This is a genomic window from Brachybacterium massiliense (assembly GCF_900184245.1).
In the GTDB taxonomy this organism is placed as follows: domain Bacteria; phylum Actinomycetota; class Actinomycetes; order Actinomycetales; family Dermabacteraceae; genus Brachybacterium; species Brachybacterium massiliense.
This window is the reverse complement of the sequence record NZ_FXXB01000008.1, coordinates 374,628-394,087: the sequence shown is the minus strand read 5'-3', so window position 1 is coordinate 394,087 and position 19,460 is coordinate 374,628. Positions and strand designations below refer to the sequence as shown.

Genomic DNA, 19,460 nt, shown 5'->3' with positions numbered 1-19,460 from the left:
CCGCGGTCGCTCTCGGGGGAGGGGACGGCGGAGATCGCGTCATCACACGGCCGTCCGGGGGAACACATGAACGAGACGCAGGCCTCTGCTCAGAAGTCCGGGCTCAAGAAGCTCGGGGACAGGATCTGGACCCTCATCTGCGCACTGCTGCTGGGGGGCCTGTTCGTCGGGATCGCAGGCAACTACGTCGGCTCCAGCACCATGGAGTGCACGGTCACCGGCGCGCACGTGACGATCAAGAACAAGCGCGGCTCGGGGATGTCGAACCAGGGCCGCACGATCGAGACCGAGCAGTGCGGCGAGCTGCGCTGGGGTGCCCGCAGCTTCGGCTCCGATGGGGCGAGTGCGGAGGAGCTCGAGAAGAATCATCCCGAGCTCGTCAAGGGCGAGACCTACGTGTTCCAGGTGCAGGGCTTCCGCTTCCCGATCGCGTCCAAGCCCAGCATCGTGGGCATCGAGGAGAGCTGAGCCTCCCGCCGCCGACGAATGCGGTGCACGCCGCCACGAGACGTAGCGCGAGATCATCGTGGGCGAGAGCGGGCCCGCGAAGGCGGTGCGAAGGTGGATGTCGCAGCTGACCTGAGGCATCGCCAGGAGGTAGCGCGTCGCCGAGGGCTCCCTAGTCGAACCTCGGCGGCGCCGGACGCCCCGCAGGCGGGGACTAGCGGAGGCGGGAGAGCACCATCTGCAGCGACGGGACCACGAGGGCGCTGAAGGTCCGCAGCAGCGCCTGCTGCTCGGGGAGGGCGGCGCCGGGCGGCAGGACCAGCACGAGCTCGTCGGCCGCGCCGACGACCGGGTCCTCCCAGAGCGCCTTCGCGACCACCGACGGCTGGTCCAGCACCACCTCGCTGTAGACCGCGTCATGCCCTCCGATCTCCTGGCCGTGGTGCTCGCCGATGACCCGGGGATCCCCGGCCCGCTCGCGCGGCACCAGGGTCATGAAGCGCTCCAGCTCCGCCTCGGTGCGCACCGGGATCATCTGGCGGCTGACCATCACGTGGCCGTCACCGAATCCCGAGGCGCGGGAGGCCTCGCGGTAGGCGGTGAGGGTCTCCAGCTGAAGCTGCTCGACGGAGCGCCCGGAGCCGTCATCCGGCGCCATCGTCGCCAGCTGCAGCCCCAGTCCCAGCCGTCCGGCGAGCTCTGCGCGGTGAGTGCTCGCCGCCCCGTAGGCGAGACGGTCGCGCAGTGCGGGAACGCGGGGCTGCAGCCGCAGCGGACTGCCGCGGTCGACATCCTCGATGTGCGCGTCGGCTCCGGCGACGATCTCGCCGTCGAGGAAGGCGACGAGGTCGTGCAGCACCCGGTCGACGTGGTCGGAGCGCTCCTCCCGCAGTGCGCCGAAGGCGCGCGCATACATCCCGTCATGGGCGGAGTAGCCGGTGCTCACTCCCGGGCGCAGCCGGCCCCCGGTGAGCAGATCGGCGGTGGCGAGGTCCTCCGCCAGGCGCCCCGCGTTCTCGAACCGCAGCGGGATCACGGCGGTGCCGAGCTGGATGCGCCGGGTGCGCTGACCGAGCGCGGCCAGGAACAGCAGCGGGGAGGCCAGGGAGCTCTGGAGGTGGCGCACACGCACATAGCCGACGTCGTAGCCGAGCTCCTCCGCCGTGCTGAACAGGTCGAGGCCCTCCTCGAGGCCGCCGCCGACCACACCCTGCTCATCGCCGGGCGGTGCTGTGTGCTCGACCTGGGCGACGAATCCGATGCGGAGCGCTGCTCCGACTCCTGGCGCCGATGCAGACATCTCGCGCCTCCTTCCGGTGTCAGCCGAACGGCGCCGGGAGAGGGGAAGGCGATGCGCCGTTGCCCCCATCGTCCCCCATCCCGGGCCCCTGCAACCGGGACCAAGCGCCCCCACCTGTCCTCCCCGGACCTGCCCCCAAGCGCCCCCACCTGTCCTCCCCGGACCGCTCCGACGCACATCACCCCCGTCATCCCTCCCGGACGTCGCACCGTGATGGGACAATCGAGACGATGACCACCCTCGACGCCCCGTTCCCGGCCACGCTCAGCGCCGTCGACCGGCCCAGCGGACCCGTTCCCGCCGCCGGTGACGGCGCGGCCCGTCGCACCCTCACGATCGGCCCCCACACGATCGACACCCCCGTGGTGCTCGCCCCCATGGCCGGGATCACCAACATGGCCTTCCGCCTGCTGTGCCGCGAGTTCGGTGCCCTGCACAGCGAGGATGACGGCGGGCTGTACGTCTCCGAGATGGTCACCACGCGCGCTCTGGTGGAGGACCACAAGGAGTCCTGGCGCCTGGTGACGATGGGGGAGCGGGAGACCCCGCGCTCCGTCCAGCTGTACGGCGTGGATCCGGCGACGGTGCGCCGCGCGGTGGAGATGATCCGCGAGCGCGACCTCGCCGATCACATCGACCTGAACTTCGGCTGCCCCGTCCCCAAGGTCACCCGTCGCGGCGGTGGGGGAGTGCTGCCCTGGAAGACGGAGCTGTTCACCCGCATCGTGCGCGGCGCCGTCGAGGCCGCGGGCCCCGAGGTGCCGGTCACGGTCAAGACCCGCATCGGCATCGATGACAACCACCAGACCTTCCGCGATGCCGGCCTGATCGCGCAGGAGGTGGGCGCCGCCGCGATCGCGCTGCACGGCCGCACCGTCGTCCAGCACTACTCGGGCGATGCCCGCTGGGACACGATCGCCGAGCTCAAGGAGCTCGTCACCGACATCCCGGTGCTCGGCAACGGGGACATCTGGTGTGCCGAGGACGCCATCGAGATGATGGATCGCACCGGCTGCGACGGTGTGGTGGTGGGCCGCGGCTGTCAGGGACGGCCCTGGCTGTTCGCCGACCTCGCGGCCGCCTTCGCCGGCCGACCGGACCGCATCCGTCCCTCCATGGGAGACATCGCGGTGATCCTGCGCCGTCATGCCGAGCTGCTGATCGAGTTCTTCGAGGACGAGGGCCGCGCCCTGCGTGATCTGCGAAAGCACGTGGCCTGGTACTTCAAGGGCTATCCCGTCGGCGGGGAGATGCGCCACCGCCTGGCGACCATGGAGTCGCTCGAGGACCTCGACGCCAAGCTCGCCGAGCTCGACCTCTCGAGCCCCTACCCGGGCGCCGCGGTCGAGGGCCCGCGCGGCCGCGCCGGCTCGCCCAAGCGCGCTGTGGTCCCCGAGGGCTGGATGTCCTCGCGGGAGCTCAGCGCCCAGCATGCGACCCGCCTCCACGAGGCCGAGCTCGACACCTCCGGAGGATGAACGGATGACTGCCGGTTACACCGCACCCGACCTCGAGCGCTGGGTGCCGGAGCCGCCGAAATCGCAGGCCCGCACACCGTTCCAGCGTGACCGCGCCCGCGTGCTGCACTCCTCCGCGCTGCGCCGGCTGGGCGCGAAGACCCAGGTGCTCGGCGCGGGAGCCAACGACTTCGTGCGCACCCGCCTCACCCACTCCCTCGAGGTGGCGCAGGTGGGCCGCGACATCGGCGCCGAGCTCGGATGCGATCCGGACATCGTCGATGCCGCCTGTCTCTCCCATGACCTCGGGCACCCGCCCTTCGGCCACAACGGCGAGAAGGTGCTGGACGATCTCGCCGCGGACTTCGGCGGCTTCGAGGGCAATGCGCAGACCCTGCGCCTGCTCACCCGGCTCGAGCCGAAGGTGGTGGGCGAGGAGCGCCCCTACGGGCTGAACCTCACCCGCGCCTGCGTGGACGCCGCGATCAAGTACCCCTGGACCCGCGGGCAGGGACCGGATCCGAGCTCGGCGAAGTTCGGTGCCTACGCCGACGACCTCGGGGTGTACACCTGGGCGAGGGAGGGTGCGGTGCCCGGCAGGCAGTGCTTCGAGGCGCAGGTGATGGACCTCGCCGATGACGTCGCCTACTCCGTCCACGACATCGAGGACGCCATCACGGGACGCACCCTCGAGCTCGAGAAGCTCGGCGACCCGATGGAGCGGGCGGCCGCGCTGTTCGTGGTCCAGGACTGGTACATGCCCGATGAGCCGGTCGAGGCGCTCGACGAGGCGCTGGCCCGCCTCGAGGCCGAGCCGTACTGGATGTCCGCCTTCGACGGCTCGTTCCGCTCGGCCGCCGCGCTGAAGGACATGACCAGCCAGCTGATCGGCCGCTTCACCCGATCGGCGATCACCGCGACCCGTGCCGCCCACGGCGAGCAGGCCATGTCCCGCTACGCGGGCGAGGTCATGGTGCCCGAGCAGACCCATCTCGAGATCGCGGTGCTCAAGGGCCTCGCGGCCGCGTACGTGATGTCCTCCGCCTCGCAGCAGCCCGTGTACGAGGCCCAGGAGGAGATCATCCGCGACCTCTACTCGCGGCTGTGGCACACCGGCTCCCACTACCTCAGCCCGCTGTTCGCCGAGCTCTGGCGCAGCGCCGAGGACGACGACGCCCGGCGCCGGGTCGTGGTCGACCAGATCGCCTCCTACACGGACGTCACCGCGCGGCGCCTGCACGCCGAGCTGTTCGACCGCGACATCACCCACGTCACCGCCGCGGACACGCCCCTGCCGGGCCTCGGATCGGAGCTGTGAGGCCGTGGCCAGAGGTCTGATCAAGAACGTCGACGAGGTCCGCGAGCGCTCCCGCCTGGACGAGGTGGTCTCCGAGCACGTCACGCTGCGCACTGCGGGCATCGGTTCGATGAAGGGGCTGTGCCCCTTCCACGACGAGAAGACCCCCTCCTTCAACATCCGCCCCCAGCTGGGCCACTGGCACTGCTTCGGCTGCGGCGAAGGCGGTGACGTGATCTCCTTCGTGCAGAAGATCAGCCACCTCAGCTTCGTCGAGGCCGTCGAGATGCTGGCCGGCCGCTACGGCGTCCAGCTGCAGTACGAGGAGGGCGGTGAGCGGGGCGATCGCCCCGACTTCGGCACCCGTCGGCGCCTGATCGATGCGCATGCGATCGCGGAGGAGTACTACCGCGAGCAGCTGCGTGGCCCAGCCGCCGAGGTGGGGCGCCGGTTCCTGCTCGAGCGAGGCTTCGACCAGGACGCCGCCGAGCACTTCGGCGTGGGCTTCGCCCCCGAGGGCTGGGATTCGCTGACCGGAGTGCTGCGCGGCCGCGGATTCACCGAGGAGGAGCTGGTCGCGAGCGGCCTGGTCTCCCAGGGCCAGCGCGGTGTCTACGACCGCTTCCGCGGGCGGCTGGTCTGGCCGATCCGCGACATCACCGGCAAGACCATCGGCTTCGGCGCGCGGCGTCTGCTCGACTCGGATCAGGGACCGAAGTACCTCAACACCCCCGAGACCGCGATCTACCACAAGTCCACGGTGCTCTACGGCCTGGACATCGCCCGCAAGGAGATCGCCTCCCAGCACCGTGTGGTGGTGGTCGAGGGGTACACCGACGTGATGGCCGCCCATCTGGCCGGCGTCACCACGGCCGTGGCCTCGTGCGGCACCGCCTTCGGCGCGGACCACGTGAAGATCGTGCGGCGCGTGATGGGCGACTCGAACCCGTCGGCGGGGCTGCGCCTGAACACCGACGGCCGGGGCCTGGCCGGCGAGGTCATCTTCACCTTCGACGGCGACGCCGCCGGTCAGAAGGCGGCGTTGCGCGCCTTCGAGGAGGACCAGCGATTCGTCGCCCAGACCTACGTGGCCGTGGAGCCCAGCGGCATGGATCCCTGCGAGCTGCGGATCCAGCAGGGTGATCAGGCGGTGCGGGATCTGATCGAGACCCGCCGCCCCCTGTTCGAGTTCGCGATCCGCTCCGCGATCTCCCAGGTGGATCTCGACACCGTCGAGGGACAGGTGACGGCGCTGCGCATGGCCGCACCGGTGGTGGCCCGCATCCGTGATCGCGCGATGCGCCCCGAGTACGCCCGGCGCCTGGCCGGCTGGCTGGGGATGGAGGAGCGCACTGTGTTGCGCGCCGTGCATGACGCCGCCCGCAGCGAGGGGCGCGGCGGGCATCGGGCGGAGGAGCCGGCTCCCGCGGCGGAGCGCCCGGGGGAGCGCGGCCAGGGGGCCGACGGCGCCCAGGCCCCGCCGGTCCATGCCCGGCTCGCCGACGCGGTCAATCCCCGTGATCCCGTGGGCCAGGTGGAGACGCAGTCCCTGGCCGTGATGCTCCAGGCCCCGCAGCTGCTGGTGGCCGAGAAGGTCGCCTCGCTGCCGGATGACTCCTTCCACGTGCCCGCCCTGCAGGGTGTGTGGGACGTGATGCTCGCCGCCGGGACGCTGCTCGATGCCGTCGAGGGCACCCTGCACCCTGCCCGCTATCTCGAGCAGGTGCTCGAGGTCTCGGGAGAGACGTTGCGTCCGCTGATCGTGGAGATCGCGAACCTCGACCTGCCCGCGCGTGACGAGGAGGGCCTGGGCAAGCTCGCCGGCTCCCTGCTGGATCGTCTCAGCGAGCTGTCGATCACGCGCGAGTACTCGGTGCTCAAGCAGCGCCTGCAGCGCACCGACCCCCGTGATGCCGAGCGTTATCAGGAGATCATGTCCCGCCTGGGGCAGGTCCAGGCACGCCGACGCGCCCTCCGCGCGGCTGTCGAGGACTGACCGACGAACTGCGAGCTCGCGAGCGGGATCGAGTCGCCTTCCGGCGCAGGACGCGTGCCGCCTCGATCCCGCCGCCGAGCAGGAGCGCCAGCCCGATGCCCACGGCCACGCCGAGCAGCGGCTCGGTGCGGAAGGCGAGGCCGCCCAGCATTCCGATCCCCACGCTGTAGAGGGACCACAGCAGTCCTGCGATCGCCGCGAAGCCGAGGAACCGCGCACGTGGGTAGCCCACGATGCCGCTGGTCAGAGTCGTCGCGGTGCGCCCTCCGGGGATGAACCTTCCGGAGATCAGCAGCATCCCGCCACGGTCCGTCAGCTCCCGCTCGGCCCAGCCGAGCATCGCTCCGCCCCATCGGCGGCGGCGGAACCAGCGGGCGAGCGGACCCGCACCTCGCCCGAGATGGTGGGAGATGAGATCGCCCGTGAGCGCCCCGGCCCAGGCAGCGACCAGCAGTGCGGGCGCCTGAGTGCTCCCGCTGACCGCGTAGGCACCGGCCGCGATGACCACCGTCTCCCCGGGCACGAGCGGGAAGAAGCCGTCCAGCGCCACGAGGGCGAGCACGAGCAGGTAGAGCCACGGCGACCCCATGAGGGTCTCGGCGAGGTGGAGAACGGAATCCATCGGGCAGCTCCTGGTGGTGGAAGAACGCGCTCCACGGTAGGAATCTGCGCCGTGCGCCCGGAACCGGGCAGACCGTGCGCCTGCGGCGGGGAACTGCGCGCACGGATGCGGAAAACCGGAACGGGGACGGGGAGGAGCCTCGTGGTCGGGATCCGGGCGCGGTTGGTAGCGTGCCCATCGGCGCCGTGATCGGCGCCCCTGACCTCCGAAGAGAGCTCCATGCGCTTGCCTGACCCGTCCGGCCTCTCGCTGCCGCGCGAACCGGTGCGACTGCTGCGTCGCGGGGTGCGTCACGTGGTCGGAGCTCTGCTGGGCCTGGTGCTGGGCGCGCTCCTGCTGTTGACGATCCCGCTGCTGCTGGTGCGGTGGCGCCGGCCGTTCCGTGCGGTGCGCCGCTGGGAGTCGGGGCGGCTCGATCGCTTCTACCGCTTCCGCTTGGGCACCTCCCCGGAGGAGTTCCTGGGCCCCCGGCGGGCGGCGCTGCACGCCCTGCTGGCCGGGGTGCTCGGCTACATCATGGCGGACCTGCTCCTGCTGGTCGCGGCCATCGTGCTGGGCAGCCTCATCCAGACGATCATCGTCGAGCCCGTGGTGTTCGAGTTCTCCCTCTGGGTGATCAGCCGGCCCGCCCTGCCCGTGCTGCTGATCTTCGGCACCTCGAGCCTGCTGGCCGCAGCGGTGTTCGCCGAGCTCGCCGCGTGGGCGCAGGCCCTGCTGCTGCGGCGGTGGACGAGCGTCGCCCGTGAGGACGCGCTCGAGACTCGGATCAGCCGGCTGTTGACCACTCGGCGCGGAGTGGTGCTCGCGATCGATGATGAGCGTCGACGCATCGAGCGCGACCTGCACGACGGGGTGCAGCAGAACGTGGTCTCTCTCTCCGTGACCCTCGCCCGCGCTCGACGCACCCCTGATGCGGACCGCGCACGGGAGCTGCTCGACCAGGCGCACGCTCAGTCCCAGTCGCTGATCGAGGAGGTCCGTCAGGTCGCCTGGCAGGTCTACCCCAACGCCCTGGACGAGCACGGACTGGCCACCGCGCTCGGGGACGTCGCCGACGCCAGCCCGCTGCCCGTGCATCTCGAGCACGCGGTGAGCGGGGAGCTGCCTCGAGCGGTTGAATCCGCCGCGTACTTCGTGGTGCGCGAGGCGGTCAACAACGTCGTCAAGCACGCGGCGGCGAGCGAGGTGCGGATCATGCTCGAGGAGCGCGGCACCGAGGAACGGCGCACCCTCGTGGTCTCGATCCGCGATGACGGCATCGGCGGCGCGGATCCCGAGGGCGGCGGCCTACAGGGGCTCGCCCGACGGGTCGCCGCGCTGGACGGTACCGTAAGCGTCGACAGCCCGGTCGGCGGACCCACCATCATCACCGCGGAGGTGCCCTGTGACTGAGACCGGAAGCCCGCTGAGCGTCGTCCTCGCCGATGACGCCGTGCTGCTGCGCGAGGGCGTGCGCAGCCTGCTGGAGGACGAGGGTATCGAGGTGCTCGCCTCCGTCGGCGACGGCGAGCAACTTCTCGAGGAGGTGGCCCGGCACCGGCCCCAGCTCGCGATCGTCGACGTGCGCATGCCGCCCACCCACACCGACGAGGGCCTGGTCGCCGCATTGCGCCTCAAGCGCGAGCACCCGCAGGTGGGGGTGCTGATGCTCTCCCAGCACGTGGCACGCGAGTACGCGAGCGAACTGCTCAGCGCCGAGGCGCCCGGGATCGGCTATCTGCTCAAGGACCGCGTCACCGAGATCGATGGCTTCCTCGATGCCGTGCACCGGGTCGCAGGCGGCGGCACCGTCATCGATCCCGCCGTGGTGCGCTCGCTGCTGCGCACCCCGGAGCAGCAGCGTGTCGTCTCCCGCCTCACGCCGCGCGAGGTCGAGGTGCTCGAGGCGATGGCCGAGGGGCTCTCCAATCGCGGGATCGCCGAGCGGCTGTTCCTCTCGCTGAGCACCGTGGAGAAGGCGATCAGCGCGATCTTCGACAAGCTGGAGCTGCCCGGAGATGAACAGACCAGCCGCCGCGTGCAGGCGGTGCTGAGGTACCTCGACGAGCGGTGAGCTGCCCGGAGGAGAGCGGGTGCGCGGCGGTGCGCGGCAGTGCGCCGCGGGACTGTCGGCACGACGGTGCATCGCATGAGGCGCCGGAAGTAGCCCAGGCGGGGCTTGAACCCGCGACCGACGGATTATGAGTCCGCTGCTCTGACCGGCTGAGCTACTGGGCCGTGTCCCTGCGTGCAGGGCGTTCAGGAATCTATCACGATCAGACCGTGTGACCTGCTCTGACACCCTCTTGCGGGGTGCTGTTCACACTGCGGCGCGAGTTGCTGCGGCGCCGCCGGTGCGGGTGTCGCCGGCGAGGAGGTCCGCATGCTCGCGCACCACGTGGATCGTCGGCCGTTCCCCGGCCGCGAGGCCTCCATCCACTGCTCGAAGACCGCGCCGCCGGGGGCTGCCGCGCTGCGGCGCCGCAGCGGCTCCGGGCCGACGGGAAGCTCGATCGCCCGGCCGCGGGGAGCCGGGGCAGGCAGTTCGCGGGCCGCGGCGATCGCGTCCCGGAACGCGGCACCGGCGCTCTTCAGCCGTCCGTCCTCGTCGAACAGGCCGAGGGTGTGCTCGAGCGGCGGGAAGTCGGCGAGGGAGCGGGAGACGTCATGCGAGCACCACCAGGTGATTCCCCAGAGCTCGGGGCTCTGCAGGGCGTTGTCGACGGTGGTGCGCACGAACCAGGCCACGTCCTCCTCCTCGAGGATGCTGCGCGGAGCGCCGACCTCCTGGAGCCAGAGCGGGCGATCGAGGGCGGAAGAGAAGCCACGTGCCAGCTCGAGGTGTCCCTCGCGGTCAACGGCCGCCCCGGGGTTTCCGACGCCACGCGGGAGAGGGTCATGGCGATCGCTCGCGAGCTGCAGTGGGAGCCCTCTCCTGCGGCGCGCGCCCTCGCCGGCGCTCCGGTGCAGACGATCGGGATGGTCCTGACCAGGCCCGCCGAGGTGCTCGGCACCGAAGCGTTCTTCGGCGCCTTCGTGGCCGGCCTGCAGGAGGTGCTCAGCCGCCGGGACTACTCGCTCCAGATGCAGACCGTCGAGACCTCCGACGCGGAGATCGAGACCTTCCGGCGCTGGTTCGCCCAGCGCCGGGTCGACGGAGTGGTCGTCGTGGACCTGCGGGAGCATGATCCTCGCATTCCCGCGCTCGAGGAGATCGGCCTGCCCGCCCTGGTGGTGGGCGGGCCCGGGCACCACGGTTCGCTGCCCTCGGTCTATGTCGACGATGCCCACGCGACCGAGCTGCTCGTGGATCACCTCGCGCAGCTCGGTCATCGGCGCCTGGCGCGCGTGGCCGGCAACGAGGACTTCCTGCACACCCTGCTGCGGGACCGTGCTTTCGAGCAGCGTTGCGCCGACCTCGGGATCGAAGGGATCCTGCAGGACGCCGGCTACGGCTCCCGAGGCGCCGAGATCGCGACCGCGGAGCTGATGGCGCGCAGCGCACCTCCGAGCGCGATCATCTTCGACAGCGCCGAGATGGTCCTCGCGGGCGCCCATGTGCTCCAGGAGAGCGGGTCGAGGATCCCCGTGGACGTCGCGGTCGCGAGCTACGAGGATTCCGCCCTGACGCGCACCCACCGCCCTCCGATCACCGCGATCGGCCGCTCGGCCATCGAGTACGGCCGGGTCGCCGCGAGCAGGCTCCTCGAGGTGATCGAGGAGTCTCGCTCCGGAGGCGGAACGGCACCGGCGCAGGGGTCGGAGGCGCGGGCGACCGTGCCTGCGCTGATGGTGCGAGAGTCCACCGGGCCCGACGGAGCCCGGGGTGCAGCGGCGGCCGAGACGCAGGGTGCGCCGCCGGCCGAGAAGAGCGCCAGCTCGAAGTAACCTTCGTCATAATGGCCGGTCGACGGCGCATTCCGAGATGCGCAGGCCCCAGGGGTCCTGCTAGAGTCGGTCAGGTCGATCCCGCATAGCTCAACGGCAGAGCACTCGACTGTTAATCGAGCGGTTCTTGGTTCGAATCCAAGTGCGGGAGCCCAAGGAGAACAGCCCCGGATCACTCCGGGGCTGTCTTGTTTCCTGCTGGTTCTCGTGAAGGAGAAGGGCGATGCCCACCGTCCCCGATGATCGTTTCGAGCGTCCGGAGAACGTCGGTCCCGGCAGCGTCTGGGCGGACCGCTCCGGCCACCGCACCCTGGTGGGCCGCAACCAGCGCGGCGTCGAGATCCCGATCGGCCACGGCGAGGGGGAGATCAATCCCGGCGAGCTGCTGAAGCTCGCGCTGATCGGCTGCGCCGGCATGAGCAGCGACACCAACCTCGCACGCCGCCTCGGGGAGGACTTCGAGATGCGCCTGTGGGCGCACGGCACCTCGGACGGCTCCGAGAACCGCTACCTCTCGATCGCCGAGGAGGTGCAGCTACCGCTCGAGGGGCTCACCGAGCTGGAGATCGCCTCCGTGGTCAAGGTCTTCGGTCGAGCGGTCGCCGCCGGCTGCACCGTCGAGCGCACCGTGGTCCCGGGCGTGGAGGTCACCCACCGGATCCTCGGCACCGAGCAGGATGGGCAGGCACAGCAGACACAGCAGGACGAGCAGGCACAGCAGGAGGCGCAGAAGTGAGCATCCGTCCCATCCGCCTGATCGGCGATCCGGTGCTGCGCACCCCGTGCGATCCGATCAGGACGATCACCGACGGCACCCGCGCTCTCATCCGGGACCTGATGGACACCGTCGACGACGAGGGGCGCGCCGGCGTCGCGGCGAACCAGATCGGGGTGAACCTGCGCGCCTTCTCCTGGAACCTCGAGGAGAAGAACGGGGTGGGGTACATCCTCAACCCCGTCATCGTCGAGCTCTCCGAGGAGCTCCAGGACGGGGACGAGGGCTGCCTGTCCGTTCCGGGCCTGTTCTTCCCGCGCACCCGCTCCGCCTACGCCCGCTGCGTGGGCACGAACCTCGAGGGCGAGGAGATCGAGCTGGCAGGAGAGGGCCTCACCGCGCGCCTGATCCAGCACGAGGTGGGCCACCTCGACGGCGCCCTCTACATCGACGGACTCGAGCGCTCCGTGAAGAAGCGGGCGTTGCGCCAGATCAGGGAGACCCTCTAAGCTCAGCACTCACAGGCACCTGCTGTCATCAGGTCCCTCCGCAGCACCGATTCGTTGGGGAAGACGCATCGGAGACCGGAAGGAACGAGATGACCCAGGGAGTTCTGTATGTGCACTCCGCTCCGCGGGCCCTCACGCCGCACATCGAATGGGCCGCCAGCGGAGTGCTCGGCGTGCCCGCACGCATCAGCTGGGAGGACCAGCCGGTGGGCAGCCGGCTCCAGCGCGGGGAGATGACCTGGCGCGGCCGCGAGGACACCGGCGCCCGGCTCGCCAGCTCGCTGCGCGGGATGAACGACATCCGCTTCGAGGTCACCCAGGAGGCGACCGCGGCGATGGACGGCGCCCGCTGGAGCTGCACGCCCGAGCTGGGGATCCACCATGCGGTCACGGACCACGCCGGGAACATCGTGCTCACCGAGGACCATGTGCGCGGCTGCATCGAGCGCGCGGGCGATGACCCGCTGGCCCTGCGCCGAGAGCTCGGCATCGCCCTCGGATCGCCCTGGGACGAGGAGCTGGAGATCTACCGCCACGCGGGGGAGGGCGTGCCGATGCGCTGGCTCCACCGGGTCAGCTGAGCGCGCGCAGCTCCGCTTCACGCTCTCAGGGACGAGCAGAGGGCCCACCCATGGGTGGGCCCTCTGCTCGGTGATCCCGAGGTGCTCAGGCGGTGGTGAAGACCGTGGCTATATCGTGCCCGCCGAAGCCGAAGGCGTTGTTCAGCACGGCGATGTCGCCGCCGGGCAGCTCCGCCGGCGTGTTCTGCGCGATCGCCATCGGGGTCTCCGGGTCGAGGTTCTCGATGTTGATCGTCGGAGGCGCCGTGCGCTTGTGCAGGGCCAGGACGGAGAAGACCGACTCCAGCGCCCCGGCGCCGCCGAGCAGGTGGCCGGTCATCGACTTGGTCGAGGTGACGACGATCTGGTCGGTCCGGCCCTCGAGGGCGTCAGCCACCGCACGCAGCTCGCCGATGTCGCCGAGCGGGGTGGAGGTGCCGTGGGCGTTGAGGTGGACGATGTCGGACGCCTCGAGCCCTGCGTCCGCGACCGCCTCGCGCACCGCCTGCGCCTGGCCCTCCGGGTTCGGGGCCGAGATGTGGTGAGCGTCCGAGGCCATGCCGCGACCGGCGGCGTAGGCATAGACCCGTGCGCCGCGGGCAGCGGCATGCTCCTCGCTCTCGAGCACCAGGACGGCTGCGCCCTCGCCGAGGACGAACCCGTCGCGGTCCACGTCGTAGGGACGCGAGGCGTGCTCCGGATCGTCGACGCGGCCGGAGAGCGCACGGATGTTCGCGAAGGCGGCGATCGTCATCGGGTGGATGGACGCCTCGGTGCCGCCCACGAGGACCACGTCGGCGCGGCCGTCACGGATCATCCCCATCCCCAGCGCCACCGCTTCGGCACCGGAGGCGCAGGCCGAGACGGGGGTGTGCGCTCCGGCGCGGGCGCCGAGCTCCATGGAGATGTTGGCCGCCGAGGAGTTCGCCATCAGCATCGGCACCGTGAACGGGTTCACGCGCCGGGCTCCGCGCTCGCGCACGACGTCCCACTGGTCCAGCGTGGTCCAGATGCCGCCGATCCCGGTGCCGACCACGACGCCGAGCCGACTCGGGTCGACCTCGGGGGTGCCGGCGTCGGCCCAGGCCTCGCGCGCGGCGACCATCGAGTACTGGCCCGAGGGGTCGAGCTTCTTCGCCTCAGGGCGCGTCAGCGAGTCCAGCGCTCCCGGCACCAGCTGGCAGGCGAAGTCCACGGACAGGCCGTAGCGCTCCTTCCAGTCGTTGTCGAAGGTGCGCGCGGTGGAGGTCCCGGCGAGGGCTGCCTCCCAGGTGGAGGAGACGTCACCGCCGAGCGGGTTGACGGTGCCGAGGCCGGTCACGGCGACTCGTGAGCGGGAAGCGGACATGCGGACCTCCGGGTCTACGTGGCTGAGAGGACGGCGACGCCCGGGACGGGATGCGTCCCGGGCGTCAGGCGGGGCTCAGTTCTGAGCGCCCTCGATGAACTTGACGGCGTCGCCGACGGTGGCGAGGTTCTTGACCTCTTCGTCGGGGATGCGCACGTCGAACTTCTCCTCGGCGTTGACGACGATCGTCATCATCGAGATGGAGTCGATGTCGAGGTCATCGGTGAAGGACTTCTCGAGCTTCACGTCCTCGGTGGCGACACCGGTCTCCTCGTTGACGATCTCGGCGAGGCCCTCGAGGATCTCGTTCTCGGTGTGTGCCATGGGATGCTCCTTCAGGTATGCGGATGTGTGGCGGTCACAGACTACCCGTGCTACTTCTCGGTAACCGGCCAGCCCGGATCGTGTCAGCCATGCGGCGTGACGCGGGTGACAGTCTCCTCGGGCGATCAGGGCAGGATCAGCACCTGACCGGCATAGGCCAGGCCCGCACCGAAGCCGAACTGCACCAGGACGTCGCCGCTCTTGGCCGCGCCCTCCTCGATCAGGCGGTGGGTGGCCAGCGGGATCGAGGCCGCGGAGGTGTTGCCGGTCTCGGCGATGTCGCGGCCGATCACCACGTCCCCCGGCAGCTTCAGCTGCTTGGCGAGCTCGTCGATGATGCGCATGTTCGCCTGGTGGGGCACGAACACGTCGATGTCCTCGATGCCGATCCCGGACTGGTCGAGCATCTCGCGAATCTTCTGGGCGGTGTGCCACACGGCCCAGCGGAACACGGTGCGGCCGTCCTGCTCGAGCGTGGGCCATTCCGTCTTGCCGTCGCGGAAGTCGATCGAGGAACCGGTCATACGGATCGTGTCCCAGTTCTCGCCGTCGCTGCCCCAGACCGTCGGCCCGATCTTCGGCACGTCGCTGGGTCCGACGATCGCGGCGCCCGCGCCGTCGCCCAGGAGGAACGAGATGGAGCGGTCGGTGGGGGAGACGAAGTCGGAGAGCTTCTCCGCGCCGATCACCAGCACGTTGCGGGCCGCGCCCGAGCGGATCAGCGAGTCCGCCTGGCCGATGCCGTAGGCGAAGCCCGCGCAGGCGGCCGAGATGTCGTAGGCGATGACATCCGGACGGCCCAGCTCACCGGCGAGCAGGGTCGCCAGCGACGGGGTGGGGTAGGGGAAGGAGATGGTCGAGACGATGATCGCGTCGAGGGTCTCCAGGTCGATCCCGGAGCGCTCGATGGCCTCCTTCGCCGCCGTCAGGGAGAGGTCCTTGACGCCGACGTCCTCGCTCGCGCGGGTGCGGGTGACGATCCCGGTGCGCTGGCGGATCCACTCGTCGGAGGAGTCGATCGGGCCGACGAGGTCGTCGTTGGGGACCGTGAGGTCACCGCGCGCCGCGCCGTAGGCGAGGACCTGCGAGCCGGCGACGGTGGGTTGAGGGGTGAGGGTGATGGCCATGGTCAGTTCTCCTGGTCCGCGTCGGCGCCCGAGTGATGGTTCGTCCCGTGCTCGTTCACGAAGTCGTGGGCCGCCTCGAGATCGTCGGGGGTGTTGAGGTTCATCAGCGCGACTCCCTTGAGCTCGCGCTTGGCCAGGCCCGTGAGCGTGCCGGCCGGCGCCACCTCGAGGATCCCGGTGATCTGCTTGTCGGCGAAGACCCGCATGCAGGCCTCCCAGTCCACGGGCGCGGCGACCTGGTCGACGATCAGCTCGAGGTAGCGGGCGCCCTCGGTGACGATCTCCCCGCCCGCGTTCGAGACCAGCGGGGCCTGTGCGAGCGGATCGGAGACCTGCAGGCCGGGCGCGAAGGCGGCGAGCTCCTCGCGGGCGCCGGCCATGTACTGCGTGTGGAAGGCGCCTGCCACCTGCAGCGGGATCACGCGCGCGCGGGTCGGCGGGTTCTCGACCAGCGCCTGGATCTGCCCGGCGGTGCCTGCGGCGACCACCTGCGCGGCGGAGTTGATGTTCGCAGGAGCCAGCCCCTGCTCCTGGATCGCGGCGATGACCTCGTCGCGCGTGCCGCCCACCACTGCGGCCATCGACGTGGGCTCGGCCGCCGCGGCGGTCGCCATCGCGCGCGAGCGCACGGCGACCAGGCGCATCGCATCCTCGGCGGTGAGCACACCGGACAGCGCCGCCGCGGTGACTTCGCCGACGCTGTGACCCGCGAGCAGATCCGCCTGGGCACCGGCGGCGAAGCCGTCCCCGCCGGCCAGGCAGTCGGCGGCGGTGATGCCGGCCGCGACCAGCAGCGGCTGTGCCACAGCGGTGTCGCGGAGGGTGTCCGCGTCGGACTCGGTGCCATGGCGCAGCAGGTCGATGCCCGCAGCCTCCGAGAGCCCCGCGAGGGACTCCTCCACGCCGGGCAGCTCACGCCAGGGGCTCAGGAAGCCGGGCTTCTGGGCCCCCTGGCCGGGGCAGACGATCGCGAGCACGAGAAACCTCCAGGGGAGAGAAGGGGAAGGCCCGCTCGCGAGGCGGAGCGGGCCGACGGGGGAGAGACCGCCGGGCCGCCCATCACGGGGATGGACAGCCCGACGGGGTGATCAGGACTCGCCGCCGAACGAACCGGACTCGCCGGCGTTGACGTTGGTCAGGTCGTACTTGTCGATGGCCTGGCGGACCACCGAGGCATCCACCTTGCCCTCCTTGGCGAGCAGCTGAAGCGCCTTGACGACCATCGAGTGCGCATCGATCTTCAGGTGACGACGCGCAGCCGGACGGGTGTCGGAGAAGCCCCAGCCATCGGCGCCGAGGACGCCGTACGCACCCGGGATCCATTCGCGGATCAGGTCCGGGACCAGGAAGTCGTAGTCGGAGGTCGCCACGAACGGACCCTCCACGCCCTCGAGACGCTGCGCGAGCCACGGGGTGCGCTGGTCCTCGGGGTGCAGGAGGTTGTGCTTCTCGGCCTCCTGGGCCTCCTTGCGCAGCTCGGTCCACGAGGTGACCGACCAGACGTTGGCCTTCACGCCCCAGTCCTGCTCGAGCAGCTCACGGGCGTGCAGCGCCCACGGGACGCCGACGCCGGAGGCCAGCAGCTGCGCCTCGGGGCCCTCGCCCTCGGGCTTGGCCTCGAGCAGGTACATGCCCTTGAGCAGACCCTCGACGTCCAGGTCCTCGGGCTCCGCGGGCTGCACCATCGGCTCGTTGTAGACGGTGATGTAGTAGAAGACCTCCTGCAGGCGGTCGTCCTCGCCGTACATGCGCTTGAGGCCGTCACGGATGATGTGCCCGAGCTCGTAGCCGTAGGTCGGGTCGTAGATGACCGTGCCGGGGTTGGTGTAGGCAAGGATCGGCGAGTGGCCGTCCATGTGCTGCAGGCCCTCGCCCGCGAGCGTGGTCTTGCCGGCGGTCGCGCCGATCACGAAGCCCTTGGCCATCTGGTCGCCGGCGGCCCAGAAGAAGTCGCCGGTGCGCTGGAACCCGAACATCGAGTAGAAGATGTAGAACGGGATCATCGGGAAGTCGTGCGTGGCGTACGAGGTGCCCGCCGCGGTGAAGGCCGCGGTCGAGCTGATCTCGTTGATGCCCATGTGCTTGATCTGGCCGGAGGTGGACTCCTTGTAGGCCAGCAGCAGGTCGCGGTCCACCGAGAGGTAGTTCTGACCGTCGGGGTTGTAGATCTTCGCCGTCGGGAACAGCGAGTCCATGCCGAAGGTGCGCGCCTCGTCGGGAACGATCGGCACCCAGCGCTTGCCGGTCTCCTTGTCGCGCATGAGGTCCTTGAGCAGGCGCACCAGCGCCATCGTCGAGGCGATCTCCTGCTTGCCGGAGCCGCGCTTGACGACCTCGTACGCCTTGTCGCCGGGCAGCTCGAGGGGCTTGTGCTCGGTGCGGCGCGACGGGACCGGGCCGCCCAGCTTCGAACGGTGCTCCTTGAGGTACTTCATGACCGGGGAGTCGTCCTCGGGCAGGTAGAACGGCGCGTCGTAGATGGTGCCGGACTCGAGCTGCTCGTCGCTGATCGGAATGCGCAGGGTGTCGCGCAGCGCCTTGAGATCCTCCATCGTGAACTTCTTCATCTGGTGGGTCGCGTTGCGGCCCGCGAAGTTCTTGCCCAGGCGGTAGCCCTTGACGGTGTGGGCGAGGATCACAGTGGGCTTGCCGTTGCGCTCGGTGGCCTGCTTGAACGCGGCGTAGATCTTCTTCGCGTCGTGGCCGCCGCGGTTGAGCTTCCACCAGATGTCCTCGTCGGACATGTCCTCGACGAGCGCCTTCGTGCGCGGGTCGCGGCCGAAGAAGTTGTCGCGGATGAACCCGCCGGACTCGGCGCGGTAGGTCTGGTAGTCGCCGTCCGGGGTGGCGTTCATCAGGTCGATGAGCGCACCGTCGGTGGACTGCTCCAGCAGCGGGTCCCAGCCGGCGCCCCAGATCACCTTGATGACGTTCCAGCCGGCGCCGCGGAACTGGCTCTCCAGCTCCTGGATGATCTTGCCGTTGCCGCGCACAGGGCCGTCGAGGCGCTGCAGGTTGCAGTTGACCACGAAGGTGAGGTTGTCCAGGTGCTCCTTGGCGGCGATGTGCAGCGCGCCGCGCGACTCGACCTCGTCCATCTCGCCGTCGCCCAGGAACGCCCAGGTGTGCTGCTCGCTGGTGTCCTTGAGGCCGCGGTTGTGGAGGTAGCGGTCGAAGGAGGCCTGCTCGATCGCCGCGACCGGGCCGATGCCCATCGAGACCGTGGGGAACTCCCAGAAGTCCTGCATCCCGCGCGGGTGCGGGTAGGAGGGCATGCCGTGGCTGCTGGAGACCTCCTGGCGGAAGCCGTCGAGGTCGTCCTGCGAGAGGCGGCCCATCATGTAGGCCCGCGAGTAGATGCCGGGGGAGGCGTGGCCCTGGAAGAAGACGTGGTCGCCGCCGCCGGGGTGGTTGCGCCCGCGGAAGAAGTGGTTGAAGCCGACCTCGTACATCGTCGCGATGGAGGCGTAGCTCGAGAGATGGCCGCCGACGGACACCTCGGGGCGCTGGGCGCGATGGACCACCATCGCTGCGTTCCAGCGGTTGATGTTGCGCAGCTCCTTCTCGAGCTCCAGGTCGCCGGGGTACTCCGGCTGCTGATCGACGGGGATCGTGTTGACATAGTCCGTCGTCAGCGAGTCAGGAAGGTGCAGATCCTCGTCCCGCGCGTGCTGGATCAGGCTCTGGACGATCTCGGAGGCGCGCTCGGGGCCGCGGTGCTCGACGAGGCCGTCGAACGATTCCAGCCACTCCCGGGTCTCCTCCGGGTCCGGATCCTGCGCATGGCTCGGCAGGTTGATGCCGATGGGACGAGGGGTCTCGTGCGAACTCACACTGTCCTTCTCTCTACGGGAGGGGATGGACCGGCCGGGGGAGCTGGAATCGCCGGTG

At 70.4% G+C, this 19,460-nt stretch carries 18 protein-coding genes and 2 tRNA genes; 11 read left to right on the top strand and 9 right to left on the bottom strand.

The window, feature by feature from the left end:
• Positions 1-66 precede the first annotated feature (66 nt).
• Entirely contained in the window at positions 67-468 is a 402-nt protein-coding gene (locus BN4251_RS11795) for a hypothetical protein (protein ID WP_087485287.1), read from the top strand.
• 193 nt (positions 469-661) lie between these two features.
• Here the strand turns inward: BN4251_RS11795 and BN4251_RS11790 are convergent, their stop codons facing one another.
• The gene (locus tag BN4251_RS11790) at positions 662-1,747 is read right to left on the bottom strand and encodes an LLM class flavin-dependent oxidoreductase (protein ID WP_087485286.1); all 1,086 of its coding nucleotides are present in this window, start codon (positions 1,745-1,747) and stop codon (positions 662-664) included.
• Between the two features lie 230 nt (positions 1,748-1,977).
• Here BN4251_RS11790 and dusB point away from each other — a divergent pair, with 230 nt between their 5' ends.
• Genes dusB through dnaG form a run of 3 tightly spaced genes read left to right on the top strand, consistent with a single transcriptional unit; the run spans position 1,978 to position 6,497 of the window.
• Positions 1,978-3,225 carry a tRNA dihydrouridine synthase DusB gene (gene dusB / locus BN4251_RS11785; RefSeq protein WP_087485285.1) on the top strand — a complete coding sequence of 416 codons (1,248 nt, stop codon included), beginning with the start codon at positions 1,978-1,980 and terminating at the stop codon, positions 3,223-3,225.
• 4 nt (positions 3,226-3,229) lie between these two features.
• Positions 3,230-4,522, top strand: a complete 1,293-nt coding sequence (locus tag BN4251_RS11780; protein ID WP_087485284.1) for a deoxyguanosinetriphosphate triphosphohydrolase — start codon at positions 3,230-3,232, stop codon at positions 4,520-4,522.
• 4 nt (positions 4,523-4,526) lie between these two features.
• Complete coding sequence (dnaG, locus tag BN4251_RS11775) at positions 4,527-6,497, top strand: DNA primase (protein WP_087485283.1); 1,971 nt, start codon at positions 4,527-4,529, stop codon at positions 6,495-6,497.
• On the opposite strand, the gene BN4251_RS11770 is transcribed toward dnaG, so the two are convergent.
• The gene (locus BN4251_RS11770) at positions 6,433-7,119 is read right to left on the bottom strand and encodes a DedA family protein (RefSeq protein ID WP_087485282.1); all 687 of its coding nucleotides are present in this window, start codon (positions 7,117-7,119) and stop codon (positions 6,433-6,435) included. The two genes, dnaG and BN4251_RS11770, sit on opposite strands and share 65 nt — an antisense overlap.
• Before the next feature lie 219 nt (positions 7,120-7,338).
• On the opposite strand from BN4251_RS11770, the gene BN4251_RS11765 reads away from it, so the two are divergent.
• Together BN4251_RS11765 and BN4251_RS11760 are read left to right on the top strand one after the other, a co-directional pair.
• Entirely contained in the window at positions 7,339-8,511 is a 1,173-nt protein-coding gene (locus tag BN4251_RS11765; protein ID WP_087485281.1) for a sensor histidine kinase, read from the top strand.
• Entirely contained in the window at positions 8,504-9,172 is a 669-nt protein-coding gene (locus BN4251_RS11760) for a response regulator transcription factor (protein ID WP_245810323.1), read from the top strand. Before BN4251_RS11765 ends, BN4251_RS11760 begins: the two co-directional genes overlap by 8 nt.
• Positions 9,173-9,262: 90 nt before the next feature.
• Here BN4251_RS11760 and BN4251_RS11755 read toward each other — a convergent pair.
• Positions 9,263-9,336: transfer RNA gene (locus BN4251_RS11755), tRNA-Ile, on the bottom strand.
• 21 nt (positions 9,337-9,357) lie between these two features.
• Complete coding sequence (locus BN4251_RS18335) at positions 9,358-9,846, bottom strand: hypothetical protein (RefSeq protein WP_170931927.1); 489 nt, start codon at positions 9,844-9,846, stop codon at positions 9,358-9,360.
• A 150-nt stretch (positions 9,847-9,996) separates the two neighbouring features.
• On the opposite strand from BN4251_RS18335, the gene BN4251_RS11750 reads away from it, so the two are divergent.
• The 5 genes from BN4251_RS11750 to BN4251_RS11730 all read left to right on the top strand — a co-directional run bounded on the left by BN4251_RS11750 (position 9,997) and on the right by BN4251_RS11730 (position 12,791).
• Positions 9,997-10,986 (top strand): LacI family DNA-binding transcriptional regulator, encoded by a 990-nt coding sequence (locus tag BN4251_RS11750; protein WP_245810322.1) that lies wholly within the window; start codon positions 9,997-9,999, stop codon positions 10,984-10,986.
• Positions 10,987-11,065: 79 nt separating this feature from the next.
• Positions 11,066-11,137, top strand: a tRNA-Asn gene (locus tag BN4251_RS11745).
• A 72-nt stretch (positions 11,138-11,209) separates the two neighbouring features.
• A complete protein-coding gene (locus BN4251_RS11740; protein WP_087485279.1) occupies positions 11,210-11,722 on the top strand; it encodes an OsmC family protein in 513 nt (170 codons plus the stop codon).
• Entirely contained in the window at positions 11,719-12,210 is a 492-nt protein-coding gene (locus tag BN4251_RS11735) for a peptide deformylase (RefSeq protein ID WP_087485278.1), read from the top strand. Before BN4251_RS11740 ends, BN4251_RS11735 begins: the two co-directional genes overlap by 4 nt.
• 89 nt (positions 12,211-12,299) lie before the next feature.
• Positions 12,300-12,791 carry a DUF3145 domain-containing protein gene (locus BN4251_RS11730; protein ID WP_087485277.1) on the top strand — a complete coding sequence of 164 codons (492 nt, stop codon included), beginning with the start codon at positions 12,300-12,302 and terminating at the stop codon, positions 12,789-12,791.
• Between the two features lie 85 nt (positions 12,792-12,876).
• On the opposite strand, the gene BN4251_RS11725 is transcribed toward BN4251_RS11730, so the two are convergent.
• The 5 genes from BN4251_RS11725 to aceE form a co-directional block, all read right to left on the bottom strand.
• Positions 12,877-14,118: a beta-ketoacyl-[acyl-carrier-protein] synthase family protein gene (locus BN4251_RS11725; RefSeq protein ID WP_087485276.1), complete on the bottom strand. Its 1,242-nt coding sequence runs from the start codon at positions 14,116-14,118 to the stop codon at positions 12,877-12,879.
• A gap of 75 nt (positions 14,119-14,193) precedes the next feature.
• The gene (locus BN4251_RS11720; RefSeq protein WP_087485275.1) at positions 14,194-14,442 is read right to left on the bottom strand and encodes an acyl carrier protein; all 249 of its coding nucleotides are present in this window, start codon (positions 14,440-14,442) and stop codon (positions 14,194-14,196) included.
• A 125-nt stretch (positions 14,443-14,567) separates the two neighbouring features.
• Entirely contained in the window at positions 14,568-15,569 is a 1,002-nt protein-coding gene (locus BN4251_RS11715; protein WP_087485274.1) for a beta-ketoacyl-ACP synthase III, read from the bottom strand.
• 2 nt (positions 15,570-15,571) lie between these two features.
• Positions 15,572-16,546 (bottom strand): ACP S-malonyltransferase, encoded by a 975-nt coding sequence (locus tag BN4251_RS11710; RefSeq protein ID WP_087485273.1) that lies wholly within the window; start codon positions 16,544-16,546, stop codon positions 15,572-15,574.
• 111 nt (positions 16,547-16,657) lie between these two features.
• Positions 16,658-19,402 carry a pyruvate dehydrogenase (acetyl-transferring), homodimeric type gene (gene aceE, locus BN4251_RS11705; protein ID WP_087485272.1) on the bottom strand — a complete coding sequence of 915 codons (2,745 nt, stop codon included), beginning with the start codon at positions 19,400-19,402 and terminating at the stop codon, positions 16,658-16,660.
• Between the last annotated feature and the right edge of the window lie 58 nt (positions 19,403-19,460).